This window comes from Roseateles sp., assembly GCF_047654805.1.
GTDB lineage: Bacteria > Pseudomonadota > Gammaproteobacteria > Burkholderiales > Burkholderiaceae_C > Pelomonas.
Map to the genome: position 1 here is coordinate 4,705,678 of NZ_JASGIV010000001.1, position 17,527 is coordinate 4,723,204.

General features: G+C 69.8%; 13 protein-coding genes. 4 read left to right on the forward strand and 9 right to left on the reverse strand.

Annotated elements, in window-relative coordinates:
* Positions 1-101: 101 nt before the first annotated feature.
* From QM732_RS21190 to QM732_RS21200, 3 genes are read left to right on the forward strand one after another with little or no spacing between them, the layout of a single operon-like run.
* The gene (locus QM732_RS21190; RefSeq protein WP_415658070.1) at positions 102-566 is read left to right on the forward strand and encodes an SET domain-containing protein; all 465 of its coding nucleotides are present in this window, start codon (positions 102-104) and stop codon (positions 564-566) included.
* A gap of 4 nt (positions 567-570) precedes the next feature.
* Positions 571-1,302 carry a biotin--[acetyl-CoA-carboxylase] ligase gene (locus QM732_RS21195; RefSeq protein WP_415658071.1) on the forward strand — a complete coding sequence of 244 codons (732 nt, stop codon included), beginning with the start codon at positions 571-573 and terminating at the stop codon, positions 1,300-1,302.
* The gene (locus tag QM732_RS21200) at positions 1,299-1,973 is read left to right on the forward strand and encodes a hypothetical protein (protein WP_415658072.1); all 675 of its coding nucleotides are present in this window, start codon (positions 1,299-1,301) and stop codon (positions 1,971-1,973) included. Before QM732_RS21195 ends, QM732_RS21200 begins: the two co-directional genes overlap by 4 nt.
* On the opposite strand, the gene QM732_RS21205 is transcribed toward QM732_RS21200, so the two are convergent.
* From QM732_RS21205 to tkt, 4 genes are all read right to left on the reverse strand, one after another.
* Positions 1,950-4,013 carry a S8 family serine peptidase gene (locus QM732_RS21205; protein ID WP_415658073.1) on the reverse strand — a complete coding sequence of 688 codons (2,064 nt, stop codon included), beginning with the start codon at positions 4,011-4,013 and terminating at the stop codon, positions 1,950-1,952. The genes QM732_RS21200 and QM732_RS21205 overlap by 24 nt on opposite strands.
* Before the next feature lie 133 nt (positions 4,014-4,146).
* Positions 4,147-5,145, reverse strand: a complete 999-nt coding sequence (gap, locus tag QM732_RS21210; RefSeq protein ID WP_415658074.1) for a type I glyceraldehyde-3-phosphate dehydrogenase — start codon at positions 5,143-5,145, stop codon at positions 4,147-4,149.
* 81 nt (positions 5,146-5,226) lie between these two features.
* Positions 5,227-6,210, reverse strand: a complete 984-nt coding sequence (locus tag QM732_RS21215) for a hypothetical protein (RefSeq protein WP_415658075.1) — start codon at positions 6,208-6,210, stop codon at positions 5,227-5,229.
* 135 nt (positions 6,211-6,345) lie between these two features.
* Entirely contained in the window at positions 6,346-8,361 is a 2,016-nt protein-coding gene (tkt, locus tag QM732_RS21220) for a transketolase (protein ID WP_415658076.1), read from the reverse strand.
* Positions 8,362-8,479: 118 nt separating this feature from the next.
* Here tkt and QM732_RS21225 point away from each other — a divergent pair, with 118 nt between their 5' ends.
* Positions 8,480-9,106: a hemerythrin domain-containing protein gene (locus tag QM732_RS21225; protein WP_415658077.1), complete on the forward strand. Its 627-nt coding sequence runs from the start codon at positions 8,480-8,482 to the stop codon at positions 9,104-9,106.
* Here the strand turns inward: QM732_RS21225 and QM732_RS21230 are convergent.
* The 5 genes from QM732_RS21230 to QM732_RS21250 form a co-directional block, all read right to left on the reverse strand.
* Positions 9,090-12,164 (reverse strand): diguanylate cyclase, encoded by a 3,075-nt coding sequence (locus QM732_RS21230; protein WP_415658078.1) that lies wholly within the window; start codon positions 12,162-12,164, stop codon positions 9,090-9,092. The two genes, QM732_RS21225 and QM732_RS21230, sit on opposite strands and share 17 nt — an antisense overlap.
* Positions 12,165-12,311: 147 nt before the next feature.
* Positions 12,312-12,803, reverse strand: coding sequence for a hypothetical protein (locus tag QM732_RS21235; protein ID WP_415658079.1), 492 nt, complete (start codon positions 12,801-12,803; stop codon positions 12,312-12,314).
* A gap of 9 nt (positions 12,804-12,812) precedes the next feature.
* On the reverse strand, positions 12,813-13,865 hold the full coding sequence (locus QM732_RS21240) for a 2-oxoacid:ferredoxin oxidoreductase subunit beta (RefSeq protein ID WP_415658080.1): 1,053 nt from the start codon (positions 13,863-13,865) through the stop codon (positions 12,813-12,815).
* The gene (locus QM732_RS21245; protein WP_415658081.1) at positions 13,862-15,697 is read right to left on the reverse strand and encodes a 2-oxoacid:acceptor oxidoreductase subunit alpha; all 1,836 of its coding nucleotides are present in this window, start codon (positions 15,695-15,697) and stop codon (positions 13,862-13,864) included. Before QM732_RS21245 ends, QM732_RS21240 begins: the two co-directional genes overlap by 4 nt.
* Entirely contained in the window at positions 15,694-17,496 is a 1,803-nt protein-coding gene (locus QM732_RS21250; protein ID WP_415658082.1) for an FAD-dependent oxidoreductase, read from the reverse strand. Before QM732_RS21250 ends, QM732_RS21245 begins: the two co-directional genes overlap by 4 nt.
* Positions 17,497-17,527 lie beyond the last annotated feature (31 nt).

Consider the following 17,527-nt stretch of genomic DNA (forward strand, 5'->3'; position numbering starts at 1 on the left):
CTTCCCTAACGCAGGGGCTCTAAATCCCCTGCCTACAATCCGGGCCTCGCGCGCACGCCTACGCACGCGCGCACCCATGAAATCACCGTACCACAGCGCCGATGACCGCCAAAACCCCTCGCCGCAAGATCGAAGTCCGTGAATCCGGCGTGCACGGCCGCGGCGTCTATGCGGTGGCCCCCATCGCGGCTGGCGCCGAGGTCATCGAGTACACGGGTGAGCGCATCACCTGGGAACAGGCCGTCGAGCGGCATCCGCACGACCCCAGCCAGCCCAACCACACCTTCTATTTCCACATCGACGGCGGCCTCGTCATCGACGCGCTGTATGGCGGCAACGACGCGCGCTGGATCAATCACGCCTGTGAGCCCAACTGCGAGGCCGACGAGGTGGACGGCCGCGTCTTCATCAAGGCCCTGCGCGATCTGCGGCCCGGCGAGGAGCTGTTCTACGACTACGGCCTGGTGCTCGAGGAGCGCCATACGGCCAAGGTGAAGAAGCAGTTCGCCTGCTGGTGCGGCGCGCCGGGCTGCCGCGGCACGATGCTGGCGCCCAAGCGTCGTTGAACCGATGGAGCGCCGCCACCTCGCCGAATGCGGCTCGACCAACACCGAGGCGCTGGCCCATCTGCGCGACGGCGGCGGTCCGCTGCTGGTCTCGGCCGACCGCCAGACCGCCGGCCGCGGCCGGCGCGGCCGGCCCTGGCAGAGCCAGGCCCTGGGCGAAGGGGCCGCGCTGACCTTCTCCATCGCCAGGCCCATGCCCGCCGCGCTGGACCTCTCCGGCCTGTCGCTGGCCATCGGCTGCGCGGTGGCCGACGTGCTCGACCCGGGCGGTGCGCGCATCCAGCTGAAGTGGCCCAACGACGTCTTCCTGGACGGCGGCAAGCTCTGCGGCATCCTCATCGAGACCGTACCGCTGCCCCATGAACGCCGCGGCGTCGTCATCGGCATCGGCCTCAACCTGAGGCCGCTGCCGGCTGACGCAGACCGCAGCGCCTTCACGACCGGCCACTCGGCGCTGCAGACGCTGGACCCGCAGGCCACGGCCGGGACGACGCTGGACCGCCTCGCGCCCGCCCTGAACGCACTGCTGGCGGACTTCGAGGCGCTGGGCTTCGCGCCATGGCAGGGTGCGTTCGCGCGGCGCGACCTGATGCTGAACCGGCGCGTGCGTGCGGGCGAGCAGCCCGGCATCGCACGCGGCGTCGGCCCTCAGGGCGAACTGCTGCTGGAGACCGAAGCCGGCCTCGTTGCCGTCAACGGTGGCGAAGTGAGCTTGAGACTGGAGACCCAACCGTGATGCGCGTGCTCGTCATCGTGCTGCTGGCGGCCAACGCCCTCTTCTTCATCTGGTCGCGCGGCTGGCTGGACGCCGTGACCGGCCTGCCCGCCCAGGGCAGCCGCGAGCCCCAGCGCCTGGCGGCCCAGCAGCACCCGGAACGCATCCAGCCGCTGGCCGCCAGCGCCGCCGCAGCCCTGGCCCAGCGCAGCTGCCTGGAGCTGGGTCCCCTCGAAGGCGACGCGGCCCTCGCGGCCGCCCAGGCCGCGCTGAAGGCAGCCGGCGCCGAGGCCCAGGTGCACAGCAGCGAGTTGCCGGGCGTGTGGGCCGTCGCGACCATCAAGCTCGCCGACCCCGAGTTCCGCGCCCGCAAGGAAGCCACCTACAAGCAGTTGCGCCTGGCTTTCGAGCCGCTGGAGGGCCTGCCCGACGAGCAGCCCGCCTTCGTGCTGAGCCGGCATGCCGGCCAGGCCGAAGCGACGGCCGCCGCCGCGGCCCTGGACAAGCGCGGCCTGAAGGGTCTGCGGGTGCTGGTGCTGAAGCCGCCGGTGCACCGCCACAACCTCGTCATCGCCCAGGCCGATGGCCTGCTGGCTGCCAAGCTCAGGGCGAGCAAGGATGCGGCCCTGGCCGCCGGCTTCAAGGCCTGCAGCGCGGCGCCGGCCGCGTCAGCAGCCTCGGCGGGCGGCTGAGCGCCGCAGCGCCAGCGCGGCCAGCAAAAGGCCGGCCAGCCAGGCCGCACCTGCGGCGCCGCCGCCGCCGCTGCTGCTGGTCGTTGGGGTCTGCGATGTCGTTGTCGTGGCCGCGGCGACGCTGATGGTCGCCGTCTGGCTGTAGACGACGCCCGCGTTGTCCGTCACGTCCGCGCGCACGGTGAAGCTGCCCGCCGCCGTGGGAGTGATGGTGGCCGTGGCGGTGTTGGCGCCGGAGGCGAAGGCCGTGACGATGCCGCCGCCGTTCACCAGCGTCCACGCGACGGAAGCCGCCGAGCGACCGCTGGGCAGGCCGCTGGCAGCAGCGGTCAGCGTCAGCGTCTGGCCCGCGGTCAGGCCGCTGGCGGGGCTTTGCGTGATGGCCACGCCCACACCGTTGAGCGCCACCGTCGCAGCCACGGCAGCGGCCGCATCCACCATGCCGGCGCCGCAGGTGCTGCTGGTGCAGTAGCACTCGTCCTGCACGGTGCTTCCGGGCGCCTGGCACTGCGGTATGCCCGCCGTGCCGCCGGTGGTCGGGAAGGCCCGCGCCGTGCTCTTCAGGATCTGTATCGCCTCGGCAGAGGTCAGGCCCGGCCGTACCGAGGCCATCAGGCCCACGATGCCGCTGACGATGGGCGCCGAGAAGCTGGTGCCCACCGAGGCGCCGCTGCCCGTGTAGGAGGCGTCACCGATCACCGGCACCGTCGTGCCGGCGTTGGTGGTGCTCACCATGGGGTAGAGGCAGGCCTGGTTGCTGCCGGTGTTGATGCAGTTGCCGCCCGGAGCGGATACGGTCACCTCGGGGCCCAGGCTGGAGAAGCCTACCTTGGTGCCCACGTGCCGCAGTGCAGCCACCGTGATGACGCCCGGACAGTTGCCCGGCAGGCCCACGGCCTGGCCCTCGGAGTTGCCGGCCGCGATGACGATGGCGCCGCCCGCGGCATTGACCTGGGTGATGGCGTCACGGTAGAGGGCGCCGGTGCCCGTGGTGCCGCAGCTGCCCGACCCGCCCAGGCTGAGGTTGAGCACCTTGGCCTTGTTGGCATTGGTCGGCACGCCGGGCACGTTGATGCCCATGGCCCACTTCATGCCGGCAATGATGTCGCTGTCGTAGCCGCCGCACTTGCCCAGCACGCGCACCGGCATGATCTTCAGGCCCCAGCCCACGCCGGCCATGCCGGTGCCGTTGTTGCTGGCGGCGGCGATGAGGCCGGACACGCGGGTCCCGTGCCAGGAGCTGTTGCTGATGTCGGCACTGGTGCAGCTGCTGCCCAGCGTACCGGCATTGATGTCGGCCTGGCTGACCCAGTCGCCGTAGTCCAGGGCCAGCGTCAGGTCGGCGCCGGCCGGGCGGTTGGCGATCGCGGTGGCGACGCTGCCGGCAGAGGACGACTGCGTGCCGATCATGTCGTAGCCGCTGACGAACTGGCTGGCGCCGTCGGCGTTGCCGAAGTCCGGGTGGTCGCGGCGCACGCCGGTATCCAGCACGGCGACGATGACGCTGCCGGTGCCGGTCGTCACGTCCCAGGCCGCCGGCGCGTTGATGCTGGATACCGCCGCCGGATTGGTCACGCTGCCCGGCGCCTTCAGGTACCACTGGTCTATGGTGCGGGCCTGGACACCGCCCACGGTGGACTCGGCGTTCACGGTGGCGCCACCGAACAACGGGTCGTTGGGCAGCTTGGTGTGCTTGCGGAGCTGGTCCACAGCCACGAGCTCCACCTCGGCGTCGGCGGCCAGCTTCTGCGCGAGCTGGGCGCTGCTCATGCCTCGGGCGAGAACGACGTGGGTGCGCTCGTCCAGACTGATGCCGGCGGCCAGGCTTTGCCCGGTGCGCAGGCCCAGCGCGGCGGCGCGCGTCTGCGCCACGTCGCGCGCCTCGGTGGCCGTGGCGCGCACGCTGAGCGCCTTGGCGCGCACGCTGTCGGCCTGCGGCTTGAAGCGCACGATGACGCGGGCCTCCTCCACCTGTGCCGAAGCGGCCCAGGGCAACGCCAGCAGGGCGGTGGCGACGAACAGCGGGCGCAGAGACTTCATGACGAACGCACAGGGGCCAAAGGACTGGCCAGTTTAGGGGAGCGCCATGACGCCCGCATGCGGATGACCCCGCTGCAAGAAAGCAGAAAGCCCCGCCGGGGCGGGGCTGTCAGGGCGCTGTCGCCGGCGATGCTCAGCCGTTGACGACGCGAACCATCTCCAGGCACTTGTTCGAGTAGCCCCACTCGTTGTCGTACCAGGACACCAGCTTGATGAAGGTGCCGTCCAGCGCGATGCCGGCGTCGGCGTCGAAGATGGAGGTGCGCGGGTCACCGCGGAAGTCCGTCGCGACGACCTTGTCCTCGGTGTAGCCCAGCACGCCCTTCAGCGCGCCCTGGCTCTGGGCCTTGAACTCGGCGCAGATCTCTTCGTAGCTGGCATCCTTGAGCAGCTCGACGGTCAGGTCGACCACCGATACGTCGCTGGTGGGCACGCGGAAGCTCATGCCGGTCAGCTTCTTGTTCAGCTCGGGGATGACCTTGCCGACGGCCTTGGCGGCGCCGGTGCTGCTGGGGATGATGTTCTCCAGGATGCCGCGGCCGCCGCGCCAGTCCTTGTTGCTCGGGCCGTCCACGGTCTTCTGCGTGGCGGTGGCAGCGTGCACGGTCGTCATCAGGCCGCGCTTGATGCCCCACTTGTCGTTCAGCACCTTGGCCAGCGGGGCCAGGCAGTTGGTCGTGCAGGAGGCGTTGGAGATGATGGCCTCGCCGGCGTACTTGGCATGGTTCACGCCAAACACGAACATGGGCGTGTCGTCCTTGGACGGGGCCGAGAAGATGACCTTCTTGGCGCCCGCGGCCAGGTGCTTCTCGCCGCCGGCCTTGTCCAGGAAGATGCCCGTGGCCTCGATGACGATGTCGGCACCGACCTCGGCCCACTTCAGCTCGGACGGGTCCTTCACGGCGGTCAGGCGGATCCTCTTGCCGTTGACGACCAGCGTGTTGCCGTCCACCGAGACTTCGCCGTCGAACCTGCCGTGCACGCTGTCGTACTTGAGCATGTAGGCCAGGTAGTCGGGCTCCAGCAGGTCGTTGATCGCGACGACCTCGATGTCCTTGAAATTCGCGACGGCGGCACGGAACACCATACGCCCGATGCGGCCGAAGCCGTTGATGCCGATCTTGATGGTCATGGAAGAGTCTCCAGAGGATGAAAAATTCTGCGCGGGCGGGATTCTCGGCGATTCGGACGCCGGGCAGGTTTCGTCCTGATTTCAGCTGGCTTCGCCCCGGAGATCGAGCAGGCCGCAGGGGACGTCGATCTGCAGCTGCGTGCCGAACAAGTCGTCCGCCACCTCCCGGGACGCGAAGCTGATCTGCAGGCCTTCGAGCCAGCGCAGGAAGGCCACCTTGTTCGGGTCGATCGGGCCATTCACGCTAGCCTCGTGCGCCACGGCCCCGCCGCCAAGCATGAAGTCGACGCTGAACGGGCAGCCCATGGTGCGCAGGTCGAAGCGGGCCTTGAGCTTGCCGGGTTCCCGGGTCTGGCCGAGGAACTCCATCAGCGGGAAGCGGTCACGCGTGAGGCCGAAGCGCTGGCCACTGCCAGAGTAGGTGAACTGCTGCATCATCGTGAACGGCTTGTCCTTGGCCGTACGGCACGGCATGCGGTACTGCGCGACCCGTTCGCGCACGGCCTGCTCGAAACGGTTGGACGCTCGCGCGAAGACCACCTGGACCTCGGGCGGCTGATCGCCGACGCCAGCGAAAGTGGCCTCGATGCGCACATGCTCCACGCGGTACTTGCTGTGGCCACCGCCATACTGCATGTCGAAGCGGGGCAGAACCATGCAGTGCGCCGACGCGTCCGCCCTCGTCGGCTCGGGCACCGTGACGGGATCGCGGTCGCTGCCGTCGAAGAGGAAGTCCTGCACTGCGGTCACCGTGCCGTCGTCGGGCCCCAGGCAGGGCAGACGGTAGGCGCCGACGTAGTCGTGCACCTGGTCCTGCATGGCCTCGCGGGCGCTGTTGAAGAGCACCTGGACCTCGGGCGCGCCGTCGGGCCGGCTGAACTTCAGCAGCACGCGCATCGCCCCCTGGCCTAGGTCCAGCTCGTCGCGCCGCGGGTAGCGCGGCGCACTGGAAGGCTTGACCAGGCACTCCAGCCGCTGGGCCTTGCTGAGGATCACCTTCTCCGTCTGCGCCGACGCGCCCAGCGCGCTCGCGCACAACAGCGCAGCGATGAAAGCATGCCGCATCCTGCCCTCCATTCCTAACATTACGGACAGGTGGAGGTTGTAGCGCAGATCCGGCACGCCGCAACTGCGCGCGTGCGAAGGACCTGACGCGACGCAGGGCCCGGTCCTCGGCCCCTGCGCGGGCAGGCCGGCGGCTTACTTCTTCTTCAGCACCGCCTTCACGGTCGCCGCGACGTTCTCCGGCGTGAAGCCGAAGTGCTTGAACAGCACGCCTGCCGGGGCCGATTCACCGAAGGTGTCGATGCCCACGACGGCATCCACGCCGTACTTCCACCAGAAGTCGGTGACGCCCATCTCCACGGCCACGCGCGGCAGGCCCTTGGGCAGCACGTGCTTCTTGTAGTCCTTGTCCTGGCGGTCGAAGACGTTGGTGGAGGGCATGGAGACGACGCGCACCTTGATGCCTTCCTCGGCCAGCAATGCCTTGGCGGCCATGGCCAGCTGCACCTCGGAGCCAGTGGCGATGAGGACGGCCTTGGGCTTGCCCTTGGCAGGCTCGGCCAGCACGTAGGCGCCCTTGGCGACCTCGTCGACGTTGGTCTTGGGCGAGTACGTCAGGTTCTGGCGCGACAGCGCCAGCAGGCTGGGGCGTTGCGCGTTGCCCAGGGCCATGGTCCATGCGACGACGGTCTCGGTCGTGTCGGCCGGGCGCCAGACGTCCAGACCCGGAATCAGGCGCAGGCTGGCGACATGCTCGATCGACTGGTGCGTCGGGCCGTCCTCGCCCAGGCCGATGGAGTCGTGCGTCATCACGTGGATGACGCGGGTCTTCATCAGCGCAGCCATGCGGATGGCGTTGCGGCTGTAGTCGCTGAAGGTCAGGAAGGTGCCGCCGTAGGGAATGAAGCCGCCATGCAGCGCGATGCCGTTCATGATGGCGGCCATGCCGAACTCGCGCACGCCGTAGTTGATGTGGCGGCCGTTATTGGGCGTGCCGTTGGCCTCGAAGCGCAGGTTGGGCGTCGAGCTGGTGTTGGTCAGGTTGGAGCCGGTCAGGTCGGCGCTGCCGCCCAGCATTTCGGGCAGCTTCAGCGTGAACGCTTCCAGCGCGAGCTGACTGGCCTTGCGGCTGGCGACGGTCTGCGCCTCGGCATGGGCCTTGACGACGGCGTCCACGGCGACCTGGGCGAAGTCCGCGGGCAGCACGCCGGCCATGCGGCGCTGGAACTCGGCGGCCAGCTCGGGGTGGGCTTCGGCGTAGGCGTCGAAGCGTTCGTCCCAGAGGCCTTCGGCCTTCTCGCCGGCGGCCTTGGCATCCCAGGCAGCGTAGACGTCGGCCGGGATGGCGAAGGGCTCGTGGGTCCAGCCCAGGGCTTCGCGGGTGAGCTTGATCTCCTCGGCGCCCAGCGGCTCGCCGTGGGCCTTGGCCGTGTTGGCGCGGTTGGGCGAGCCCTTGCCGATGGCCGTCTTGGCGACGATGAGCGTGGGCTTGTCGGCGCTCTTCTTGGCCTTGGCGATGGCCTTGTCCACGGCATCAACGTCATGGCCATCCACCGGGCCGATGACGTTCCAGCCGTAGGCCTCGAAACGCTTGGCCGTGTCGTCGCCGAACCAGGGCGCGACCTGGCCGTCGATGGAGATGCCGTTGTCGTCGTAGATGGCGATCAGCTTGTTGAGCTTCCACGCGGCAGCCAGCGAGGCGGCCTCATGGCTGATGCCTTCCATGAGGCAACCATCGCCCAGGAACACGTAGGTGTGGTGGTCAACGATGACGTGCTTGTCACGGTTGAAGTCCCGCGCCAGCAGCTTCTCTGCCAGGGCCAGGCCCACGGCGTTGGTCACGCCCTGACCCAGCGGGCCCGTCGTCGTCTCGACGCCGGCGGTGATGCCCACCTCGGGGTGGCCCGGCGTCTTGCTGTGCAGTTGGCGGAAGTGGCGCAGCTCCTCGATGGGCAGGTCATAACCCGTCAGGTGCAGCAGCGCATAGATCAGCATGGAGCCGTGACCGTTGGACAGCACGAAGCGGTCGCGGTCGGCCCAGTGCGGGTTGGCCGGGTTGTGCTTGAGGTGACGCGCCCACAGCGCCACGCCGATGTCGGCCATGCCCATGGGGGCGCCCGGGTGGCCCGAGTTGGCCGCCTGCACCGCGTCCATCGCGAGGGCGCGGATCGCGTTGGCCATGAGGGTGGGGGAGGCGGTCGTTGCTGTCATGGCCGGGGCTTTCCTTGCTGAGGGCGGTTGGGCAAAACCCGGGATTTTACGGGGGTGGTTGGGCAGCCCTTGATCCAGAGCAAGGTCATGCGCGCGGCAAAGCGCGACGCTCGGCCCCATGCCTTCCTCGACCATGCCCCTGGCCGTGCGCATCATCCGCGCCGAGCACGATGCGCTCGCGGCCATGCTGCGCACCCTGCCCTTGCTGCTGGATGCGCAACGTCGCGCCGGCACGTCGCCCGACTTCGGCGCGTTGCGGGCCATGCTGTTCTACGTCGACGAATTTCCGGAACGCTTGCATCACAAAAAGGAAAGCGAGCTGCTCTTCCCCAAGCTGCGCGCGCTGGCGCCGGACCTGCGCGAGACACTGGACGAACTGGACGCCGACCATGCCCAGGGCGAGCGCGCCATCCGCGAGCTGCAGCACACGCTGCTGGCCTGGGAGCAGATGGGAGAGGTCCGGCGCGAGAAGTTCGAGCAGCAGCTCAAGGTCTACACGGCACGCTACCTGCGCCATATGAAGCGCGAGGAGACCGAACTGCTGCCGCGCGCTGCGGCGATCCTGAGCGTCGAGGACTGGGCGGAGCTGGACGAGGCCTTCGGCAGCCACCGGGACCCGCTCGCCCCACGCGCAGGCCAGCCGGTGGACGAGGCCTATGCGCCGCTGCGCCAGCGCATCCTGGCGGCGCTGCCGGCGCCGCTAGGCTGGGGGCCGGCGCTGCCCGGCATCAGTCCTCGCCCCTGAGCACCCGCAGCCGCCCGCTGGCGAGCCACTGCGCCGGTGGGCTGGCGAGCAGCCCGCGCAGCGTGTCGGCGTCCAGTTCCGGGTCGGCGGCAACAACGCCAACCCAGCGGTCGCGGCCGCTGCGCTTGGCCTCGTAGAGGGCGCCGTCGGCCACGTCGATGACGGCGCTCCAGTCCAGCGCCTGCGGATGGGCCGGCGCCAGCGGGAAGCAGGCGAAGCCGATCGAGCAGGTGCGCGTGAGCTGCTGGCCGTCGGGCAGCTCGAAAGGCCGCCCGGCCACCGCGCGACGCAGCCGCTCGGCCAGGTCCGCCGCGTGTTCGCGCGAACCGTCGCGGGCCACGACGAGGAACTCCTCGCCGCCCCAGCGAACAATGTGGTCGCTGTCGCGGCAGACCTCGCGCAGCCGCTCGCGCATCTGCACCAGCACCGCGTCGCCGGCCGAGTGGCCGTGGCGGTCGTTGACGTGCTTGAAATGGTCCACGTCCACCAGCATGAACACCAAGTCGGCGTTGTCCGACCGCACCACGCCCGCGGCATGGCGGCGCAGCGCCACCGCCACGTCGGCATCGATGTGCTGGGTCAGGTAGCGGCGGTTGTGCAGGCCGGTCAGGGGGTCGCTGAGGCTGGACTCCTTCAGCGCCTCGGACAGCGCCTCAAGCTCGGCCGTTCGCTCCTGCACGCGCCGCTCCAGCTCGACCTGGCGGCGCTCCAGCTCGCGCGTGCGCCACTGAACCAGGCCGTAAATGCCAAGCACGGCCAGCAGCACGGCCAGCGTGCGAGTCCACCAGGCCTGCCACCAGGCCGGCTGCACCTCGACGTCGACGCGCAGCGACTGGTCGGTCCAGTCGCCCAGGCGATTGCTGCCCTGCACCTCCAGCGTGTAGCGGCCGGGCGCCAGGTTGGCGTAGCTCGCGACTCGCAGCTCAGCGCCGGTCGAGATCCAGTCCTCGTCATAGCCCTGCAGCCGGTAGCGGTAGAGGTTCTCGGCCGGCGCGCTGTAGTCCAGCGCGGCGAACTCCACTGAGAAGGCACGCTGGCGGGCCGTCAGCGTCAAACCCTCGCTCAACTGGCCAGCCGGCTGGCTGCCGCCGTCAATGCGCAGCCCGGTTGCCACCACGGGCGGCTGGAAGGCCCAGCGGTGAAAGCGCTCGGGCTCCACCACCAGCAGCCCGGTGCTGCCGCCGAACAGCATTCGACCGTCTGCCAGCTCGCCGTAGGCGCGGAACCAGCCGGTGCCGATGTCCACGCCGTCGATGCGACCGAACTCCGTGACCACCCGCGTGTGCGGGTCGTACATGCCGCGGTGCGTCCAGATGCGACCCTTGGCATCCGCCAGCAGGTTGGCGCCGAAGCTGCGCCCTCCCTCTCCCACGCGCTCGAAGTCCGCGCCCGGCAGGCGGCGGAACAGACCCGTGCTGAGATCCGCCCACAGCACGCCGCGGTCATCGATCAGCAGGCCCAGCACGCCCTCCTGCGGCAGGTGCCCCCCAGCCGGGCGCAGCTCGCCGTCGGCGAGCTGGAACAGGCCCGCCTCGGCACCCACCCACAGCCGCCCGTCAGCGGCCTGGCCCAGCGCGTTGACGTTGCCGCCCAGGTGCTTGCCACCGGCCAGCGGCACGCGTTCCAACTCAGCCACGCCGGGCACCAGGCGGTACAGGCCGTCGGAGGTGCCGACCCACAGCGTGCCGTCACGGTCGGTCAGCAGCCGCCGCACGCGCGCCTGGATGGTGGAGCGCACTTCGACCAGGCGGCGACGCGCGTCGAAGCGGTACAGCTGGCCGCCCTCGGTGCCGGCCCACACGCTGCCGTCGGTCGCCTGGGCCAGCGCGGCGACCAGCCCGCTGAACCGGGCATCCGGCCGAATCGTGCCTACAAGGCGCAGCTGCGGGTCGACGATGGCGATGCCCCGCTCGAGCGTGCCCAGCCAGATCTCGCCGCTGCCCAGCTGCAGCACGCTGCGCACGTCGGTGTCGGCCAGCGGGCTGGCCGGGTCGTCGTCCTGGCGGCGCACCCACATGCCCTTGCTCTCCGGGTCGTAACGCTGCAGGCCTCCGCCGTAGCCACCCACCCACAGCGTGCCCGCGCGGTCGCGCAGCAGTGCATGGAAGTCAGTGCCGCCCAGCGTCCAGGGCCGACGCTGGTTGCGTTTGAGCAGTTGCAGCAGCCGGCCATCGGCGGCACGCAGCTCGACGCCGGTGACGCGGCCGACCCAGACCTCGCCGTCGCCGCTGCCCTCGGCAGGACCCAGCAGGCTCAACACCGGCGAGGGCCGAGCACCGTCGCCCGCCTGCAGCGACTGCGGCGCAACGCGTGCCTCGCGGTCCAGCAGCAGCAGCCGGCCGTCGCGCGTGCCCACCCAGATGCGGCCATCGACGCCCTGGGCCAGCGCGTTGACGGCCCAGCCGCCCTCGACAAGCTCGAAGCGCTGGGCGCCGGCGCGCAGCCTCGCCAGGCCATGGCCGGTGCCCACCCAGAGGTCGCCCTCACGGTCCACCAGCAACGCACCGATGCGGTCGTCGGGCAGGCCGCTGGCGTCGCCGGCGCGGAAATGCTCGAAGCTGCCGCTGGCCGGGTCCAGACGGTCCAGCCCACCCAGCAGGCCCACCCAGATGCGGCCATCGTGGGCACGCGCCAGACGCTGCACTGCGCCTGGCGTGATCGAGCCGGGCACCGCCGGATCGTGGTGCATAAAGGTCCAGCGCTCGCTCAGCGTGTCAAAGCGAGCCAGGCCCTCGCTGGCGCTGCCGGCCCAGAGTACGCCGCCGCGATCGGCCAGCAGCACGCGCAGGAAGCGGTTGGCGCGACTGCCGGACCCGGCCCCGTCCGTCATCGGGAAGGCACGGGTCTGGTAGCCGTCGTAGCGCACTAGGCCGACGCTGGTGCCTACCCAGATCAGGCCGCGGTCGTCCTGGGCCAGCGCCGCGACGATGCCATCGACGATGGCGGTGGTGCCGCCGGCCGTGACGAAGCGCGGTTCGGCCATCGGGTCTCGCTCGGCCATCGCCACGGACGGGGCCAGGCCGAAAAACAGCAGGAGCAGGGCAGTCAGGATGCGCATCGGCGCTTTTGTTCTTCTGGGAGGATGCGGAGCGTAGCAGCCGCCCGTGTCAGGACGGGCATCCTGCCTGATCGCTTCGCCGTACGGGAGATGGTCGAGTTAGGCCACCACCTCCGCGGGTCGCCGCCTCGGGTGCGGCGGCCGAGGCTAGGCCGGCTTCGCCGGCGCAGCCGTGCAGGCTTTCGCCGCCGCGAGCCCGCGCAGGAAGCCGCGCCTCACGCCACCGGCCGTGATGGCGGCGCTGACCTGGCGCGCGTAGCGCTCCGCACCGGTCAGCTTGCGCACCCAGCCACGAAACGGGATGACGCCTTCGGCCGTGCGCTGCAACGCGCCGGTCGCAGCATCCTCGCCACGCTCCAGCAGGGAGGGATTGCCGGCGGTAGAGGGCGCGTCGAGGTCAGGGCCGAGCACCTCGTCGAGCGCGCGTATGCCCGCGGCGAGGGCGCCGCAGCTGACGTCGGCCGGCACGGCATAGGGCGCAGCAGCGGCGGCCTTGAGCACGTCGGGGATGTCGGCACGGACGACATTGAGGTCGGAGAGCGGCGTCGTGGCCGCGTTGGTGACCTTGTCCTGGCTGGAGCTGGCGCAGGCGGCCAGGACAAGGGCGATGGCGAGGAGGCTGAGGTGGGATGGGCGCATGGCCCCGGATCATCTCAGGCCGGCGTTGATTCGTGCCAGTGCCGCCGCGCCGGGACAGAGTGCTTCTTCACCAAAGGCGTTCAGCGCGCCGGCCGCGGTGCGCTGTGCCGCATGCCAGTCCCTGGCTGCCGGATCGACGTAGAGCAGCCCGGTGGCGATCTCGCCGGCCGCGGCGCGCAGCTGCATCGCGTTCATTGCGGCAAGGCGGTCGGTGGGGTCGTAGTCGGCCGCGACCTTGCGCAGGCGCAGCGCCGTGCCGTCGGCCTGCGGCACGTCGATGACGTCGAGCGGGTGCTCGACGACCTGTTCCGCGGCCAGGTCGATGAAGTCGATGCGGTTCAGCGCCTCGTTGTGCTCGCGCACATGGTCGTAGCTGCGCGTGGAGCCGGCATGGTTGTTGAAGGCGACGCAGGGGCTGATGACGTCGATGAAGGCCGCGCCGCCGTGCCGGATGGCCGCCTCGATGAGGGGGACGAGCTGGGCCTTGTCGCCCGAGAAGCTGCGGGCGACGAAGGTGGCGCCCAGCTGCAGAGCCAGGGCGGCAAGGTCGATGGCGGTGTCGTTGTTCGTCGCACCCTTCTTCGCGACCGAGCCCTTGTCGGCCGTGGCGCTGAACTGCCCCTTGGTCAGCCCGTAGACGCCGTTGTTCTCGACGATGTAGACCATGCGCACGCCGCGGCGCATTGCATGCGCGAACTGGCCGAGGCCGATGGAGGCCGAGTCCCCGTCGCCCGAGATGCCCAGATAGAGCAGCTCCCGGTTGGCGAGGTAGGCGCCGGTCAGCACGCTGGGCATGCGGCCGTGCACGGTGTTGAAGCCGTGGCTGGCGCCGAGGAAGTAGTCCGGCGTCTTGCTCGAGCAGCCGATGCCGCTGAGCTTGGCGACGCGGTGCGGGGCGATGTCCAGTTGCCAGCAGGCCTGCACGATGGCGCCGGAGATGGAGTCGTGGCCGCAGCCGGCGCACAGCGTCGAGACCTTGCCCTCGTAGTCGCGGCGCGTGTAGCCGACCTGGTTCTTGGTCAGGCTGGGATGGTGCAGCCTGGGCTTGGCGAGATAGGTCATGCCGCGCTCCTCGGGGCGGTGGCCAGCGCGTGCACATGCCGAGTGATCGCGTCGGTGATGAAACGGGCCGTGATGGGCGTGCCGTCGAAATGCAGCACCGGCGTGAGCTGGCTGGGCGCCACCTCCAGCTCGTTGACCAGCAGGCGGCGCATCTGCGCGTCGCGGTTCTGTTCAACGACGAAGACGGTGTCGTGGGTGGCCAGGAACAAGGCCACGGCGGGCGGGAAGGGGTAGGCGCGCAACCGCATGGCGTCGATGTGGATGCCGGCTTCGCCCAGGGCCGCCAGCGCCTCGTCCATGGCCGGCGCCGTGGAGCCGAAGTAGATGACGCCGACCCGCGTCTTCTGCGCCGCGGCGCGCACGAGCGGCTGCGGCGCCAACAGCGCCGCGGTGGCGAACTTGCGCTTCAGCCGCTCGACATTGCGGATGTAGTCCGGCCCGGCCTCCGAGTAGACGGCCTGCTCGTTGCGGGTCGTGCCGCGCGTGAAGTAGGCGCCCTTGGCGGCATGCGTGCCGGGCAGCGTGCGCCAGGGGATGCCGTCGCCGTCCACGTCCTTGTAGCGGGCGAACTCGGCGCCGGCCTCCAGCTGTTCGGCCGTCATGACCTTGCCGCGGTCGTAGCGGCGTTCGTCGTCCCATTGCAGCGGCTCGCACAGGCGCTGGTTCATGCCGATGTCCAGGTCGCTCATGAGGAACACGGGCGTCTGCAACCGCTCCGCCAGGTCCAGCGCCGCAGCTGCGAACTCGAAGCACTCGCGAGGGTCCTCTGGCAGCAGCAGCACATGCTGGGTGTCGCCGTGCGAGGCATAGGCGCTGCTGAGCAGGTCGGCCTGCTGGGTACGCGTGGGCATGCCGGTGCTGGGCCCCCCGCGCTGCACGTCGATGACGACGAAGGGAATCTCGGCAAAGTAGGCCAGGCCCAGGAACTCCGTCATCAGCGACACACCGGGACCCGACGTGGCCGTGAAGGCCCGCGCGCCATTCCAGCCCGCGCCCGTGATGATGCCGATGGATGCGATCTCGTCTTCGGCCTGCACGATGGCGACGCGCTTCTCGCGCGTGGCCGGGTCGACGCGGAACTTGGCCGCGTACTTCTCGAAGGCCTCGGCCACCGACGAAGACGGCGTAATGGGGTACCACGCGCAGACGGTAGCGCCGCCATACACACAGCCCAGTGCCGTCGCGGCGTTGCCTTCGAGGAAGATCTTGTCGCCCACCGCGTCGGCCTTCTTCACCTTCAGGCCGAAGGGCTGCACCGACAGATGGTCGCGCGCGAACTCGCGGCCGGCATGCAGCGCGCGCACGTTGGAGTCCAGCAGCCGTTCCTTGCCCTTGTACTGCTCGGCGAACAGCTTCTCGATGACGGCGGCGTCAATGCCCATCAACTCGCTCAGGGCCCCCAGCACAAGGATGTTCTTGAACAGCGTGCGCTCGCGCGGCACGTCGTAGGTGGCGTTGCAGATGGCCGTGGCCGGCATGCCGATGACGTGGATGTCCGCGCGGAAGGCGCTGACGGGCATGGGCTTGGTGGAGTCGTAGAACAGGTAGCCGCCGGGCTGGATCTCGGCGACGTCCTGGACCCAGGTCTGCGGGTTCATGGCCACCATCAGGTCCACGCCGCCACGCCGGCCCAGCCAGCCGGCTTCGCACACACGCACCTCGTACCAGGTCGGCAGGCCCTGGATGTTGCTCGGGAAGATGTTGCGCGGGCTGACCGGCACGCCCATGCGCAGGATGGCGCGCGCGAACAGCTCGTTGGCCGATGCCGATCCCGAGCCGTTCACGTTGGCGAACTTGACGACGAAGTCGTTGACGGCTTCTATCCTGCTCATGCGGCCACCTCCTTGCGCGTGGCATGGTCGCGGCAGCCCGCACCCGCCTTGGTGGTCACGAGCAGGAACTTCTGCATGTCCCAGGCCCCGGTCGGACAGCGCTCGGCGCACAGGCCGCAGTGCAGGCAGACGTCTTCGTCCTTGGCCATGACGCGGCCTGTCTTCAGTGAGCCTGGTCCGCCCTCGACGTAAATGTCCTGCAGCAGGTTCAGCGCCGGCGCCTTCAGCCGCTCACGCAGGTCGTCACCATCCTCCGTGAAGGTGATGCAATCCATCGGGCAGATGTCCACGCAGGCATCGCACTCGATGCACAGCTTGGGCGCAAAGACGGTCTGCACGTCGCAATTCAGGCAGCGTTGGGCTTCCTTCAAGGCGGTCTTGGCGTCGAAGCCAAGCTCCACCTCCACCTTGATGCTGGCCAGGGCTTTTTCGGCCGCCGCCCAGGGCACCTTGCTGCGCAGGTCCAGCGTGATGGCGTTGTCGTAGCTCCACTCGTGGATGCCCATCTTCTGGGACACGAGATTGACATGGGGAGGCGGGCGCTGCGCGACCGGCTCCCCATGCAGCAGCCGGTCGATGCTGACAGCGGCCTCATGGCCGTGGGCTACTGCCGTGATGATGTTCCTGGGGCCGAAAGCCGCGTCGCCACCGAAGAACACGTGCGGCAATGTCGACTGGAAGCTCTTTTCATCCAGCACCGGCAGGCCGTGCTCGTTGAAGGTGACGCCCGCATCGCGCTCAATCCACGGGAAGGCGTTCTCCTGGCCCACGGCGATCAGCACCTCGTCGCAAGGCAGAACCACTTCCTCGCCCGCATCACTCCCCGGTTTGGCCTTCCTGAATCGCATGCCCGTCAAGCGGCCATCGACGTGCTCGAAGGCCAGCGGCACGTGAAAGTCCAGGATGGGGATACCCTCGTGCTCGGTATCCTCCTTCTCCCAGGGCGAGGCCTTCATCTGTGCGTAGCCGCTACGCACCGCCACGGTGACCGACGAGGCTCCCAGGCGCCGCGCCGAGCGGCAGCAGTCCATGGCCGTGTTGCCGCCGCCCAGCACGATGACGCGCGGCTGCACTGCGCTCACGTGGCCGAAGCTCACGCTGGACAGCCAGTCGATGCCGATATGGATGTGCTCCGCCGCCTCCTGCCGCCCCGGCAGCGGCAGGTCACGCCCGCGCGGCGCGCCGCAGCCGACGAACACAGCGTCCCAGCCCTCGGCCAGCAAGGCCTTCATCGAGGCCACGTGCTGCCCGGCGCGCCATTCCACGCCGAGCCCCAGGACGTAGCCACACTCCTCGTCGATGACGCGTTCCGGCAGCCTGAAGCGCGGGATCTGCGTGCGGATGAAGCCACCCGGCTTGGCCTCGCCATCGAAGACGGTGACGGCGTAGCCCTCCAGTGCCAGGTCGCGCGCCACGGCCAGGGACGCAGGCCCCGCGCCAACGCAGGCCACACGCCTGCCGTTGCGCGCCGCGGGCTTGGGGACCATGGCGCGGAACTCGTCGGTCTTGCTGTCGGCCGCAACGCGTTTCAAGCGGCAGATCGCGACGGGCTCGGGCTTGGCCGCCTGTTTTTCCTCCACGCGGCCGCGCCGGCAGGCCGGCTCGCAGGGGCGGTCGCAGGTCCGCCCCAGCACGCCGGGGAAGACGTTGCTGACCCAGTTGACCCAGTAGGCCTCGTCATGCCGGCCCTGGGCGATGAGCCGGATGTACTCGGGCACCGGCGTATGCGCCGGACAGGCCCATTGGCAATCGACGACCTTGTGGAAATAGGCCGGGTCCGAGATGTCGGTCCGCTGCACGGTGTCTCCTCCGTGGTGCGATTTGTCGGGC

Excerpts from the sequence above, each read along its gene's own strand:
- tkt (WP_415658076.1), bottom strand. The coding sequence starts at position 8,361 with ATGACAGCAACGACCGCCTCCCCCACCCTCATGGCCAACGCGATCCGC.
- QM732_RS21205 (WP_415658073.1), bottom strand. The coding sequence starts at position 4,013 with ATGAAGTCTCTGCGCCCGCTGTTCGTCGCCACCGCCCTGCTGGCGTTG.
- QM732_RS21230 (WP_415658078.1), bottom strand. The coding sequence starts at position 12,164 with ATGCGCATCCTGACTGCCCTGCTCCTGCTGTTTTTCGGCCTGGCCCCG.
- QM732_RS21215 (WP_415658075.1), bottom strand. The coding sequence starts at position 6,210 with ATGCGGCATGCTTTCATCGCTGCGCTGTTGTGCGCGAGCGCGCTGGGC.
- QM732_RS21190 (WP_415658070.1), top strand. The coding sequence starts at position 102 with ATGACCGCCAAAACCCCTCGCCGCAAGATCGAAGTCCGTGAATCCGGC.
- QM732_RS21195 (WP_415658071.1), top strand. The coding sequence starts at position 571 with ATGGAGCGCCGCCACCTCGCCGAATGCGGCTCGACCAACACCGAGGCG.
- QM732_RS21225 (WP_415658077.1), top strand. The coding sequence starts at position 8,480 with ATGCCTTCCTCGACCATGCCCCTGGCCGTGCGCATCATCCGCGCCGAG.
- gap (WP_415658074.1), bottom strand. The coding sequence starts at position 5,145 with ATGACCATCAAGATCGGCATCAACGGCTTCGGCCGCATCGGGCGTATG.
- QM732_RS21245 (WP_415658081.1), bottom strand. The coding sequence starts at position 15,697 with ATGAGCAGGATAGAAGCCGTCAACGACTTCGTCGTCAAGTTCGCCAAC.
- QM732_RS21235 (WP_415658079.1), bottom strand. The coding sequence starts at position 12,803 with ATGCGCCCATCCCACCTCAGCCTCCTCGCCATCGCCCTTGTCCTGGCC.
- QM732_RS21240 (WP_415658080.1), bottom strand. The coding sequence starts at position 13,865 with ATGACCTATCTCGCCAAGCCCAGGCTGCACCATCCCAGCCTGACCAAG.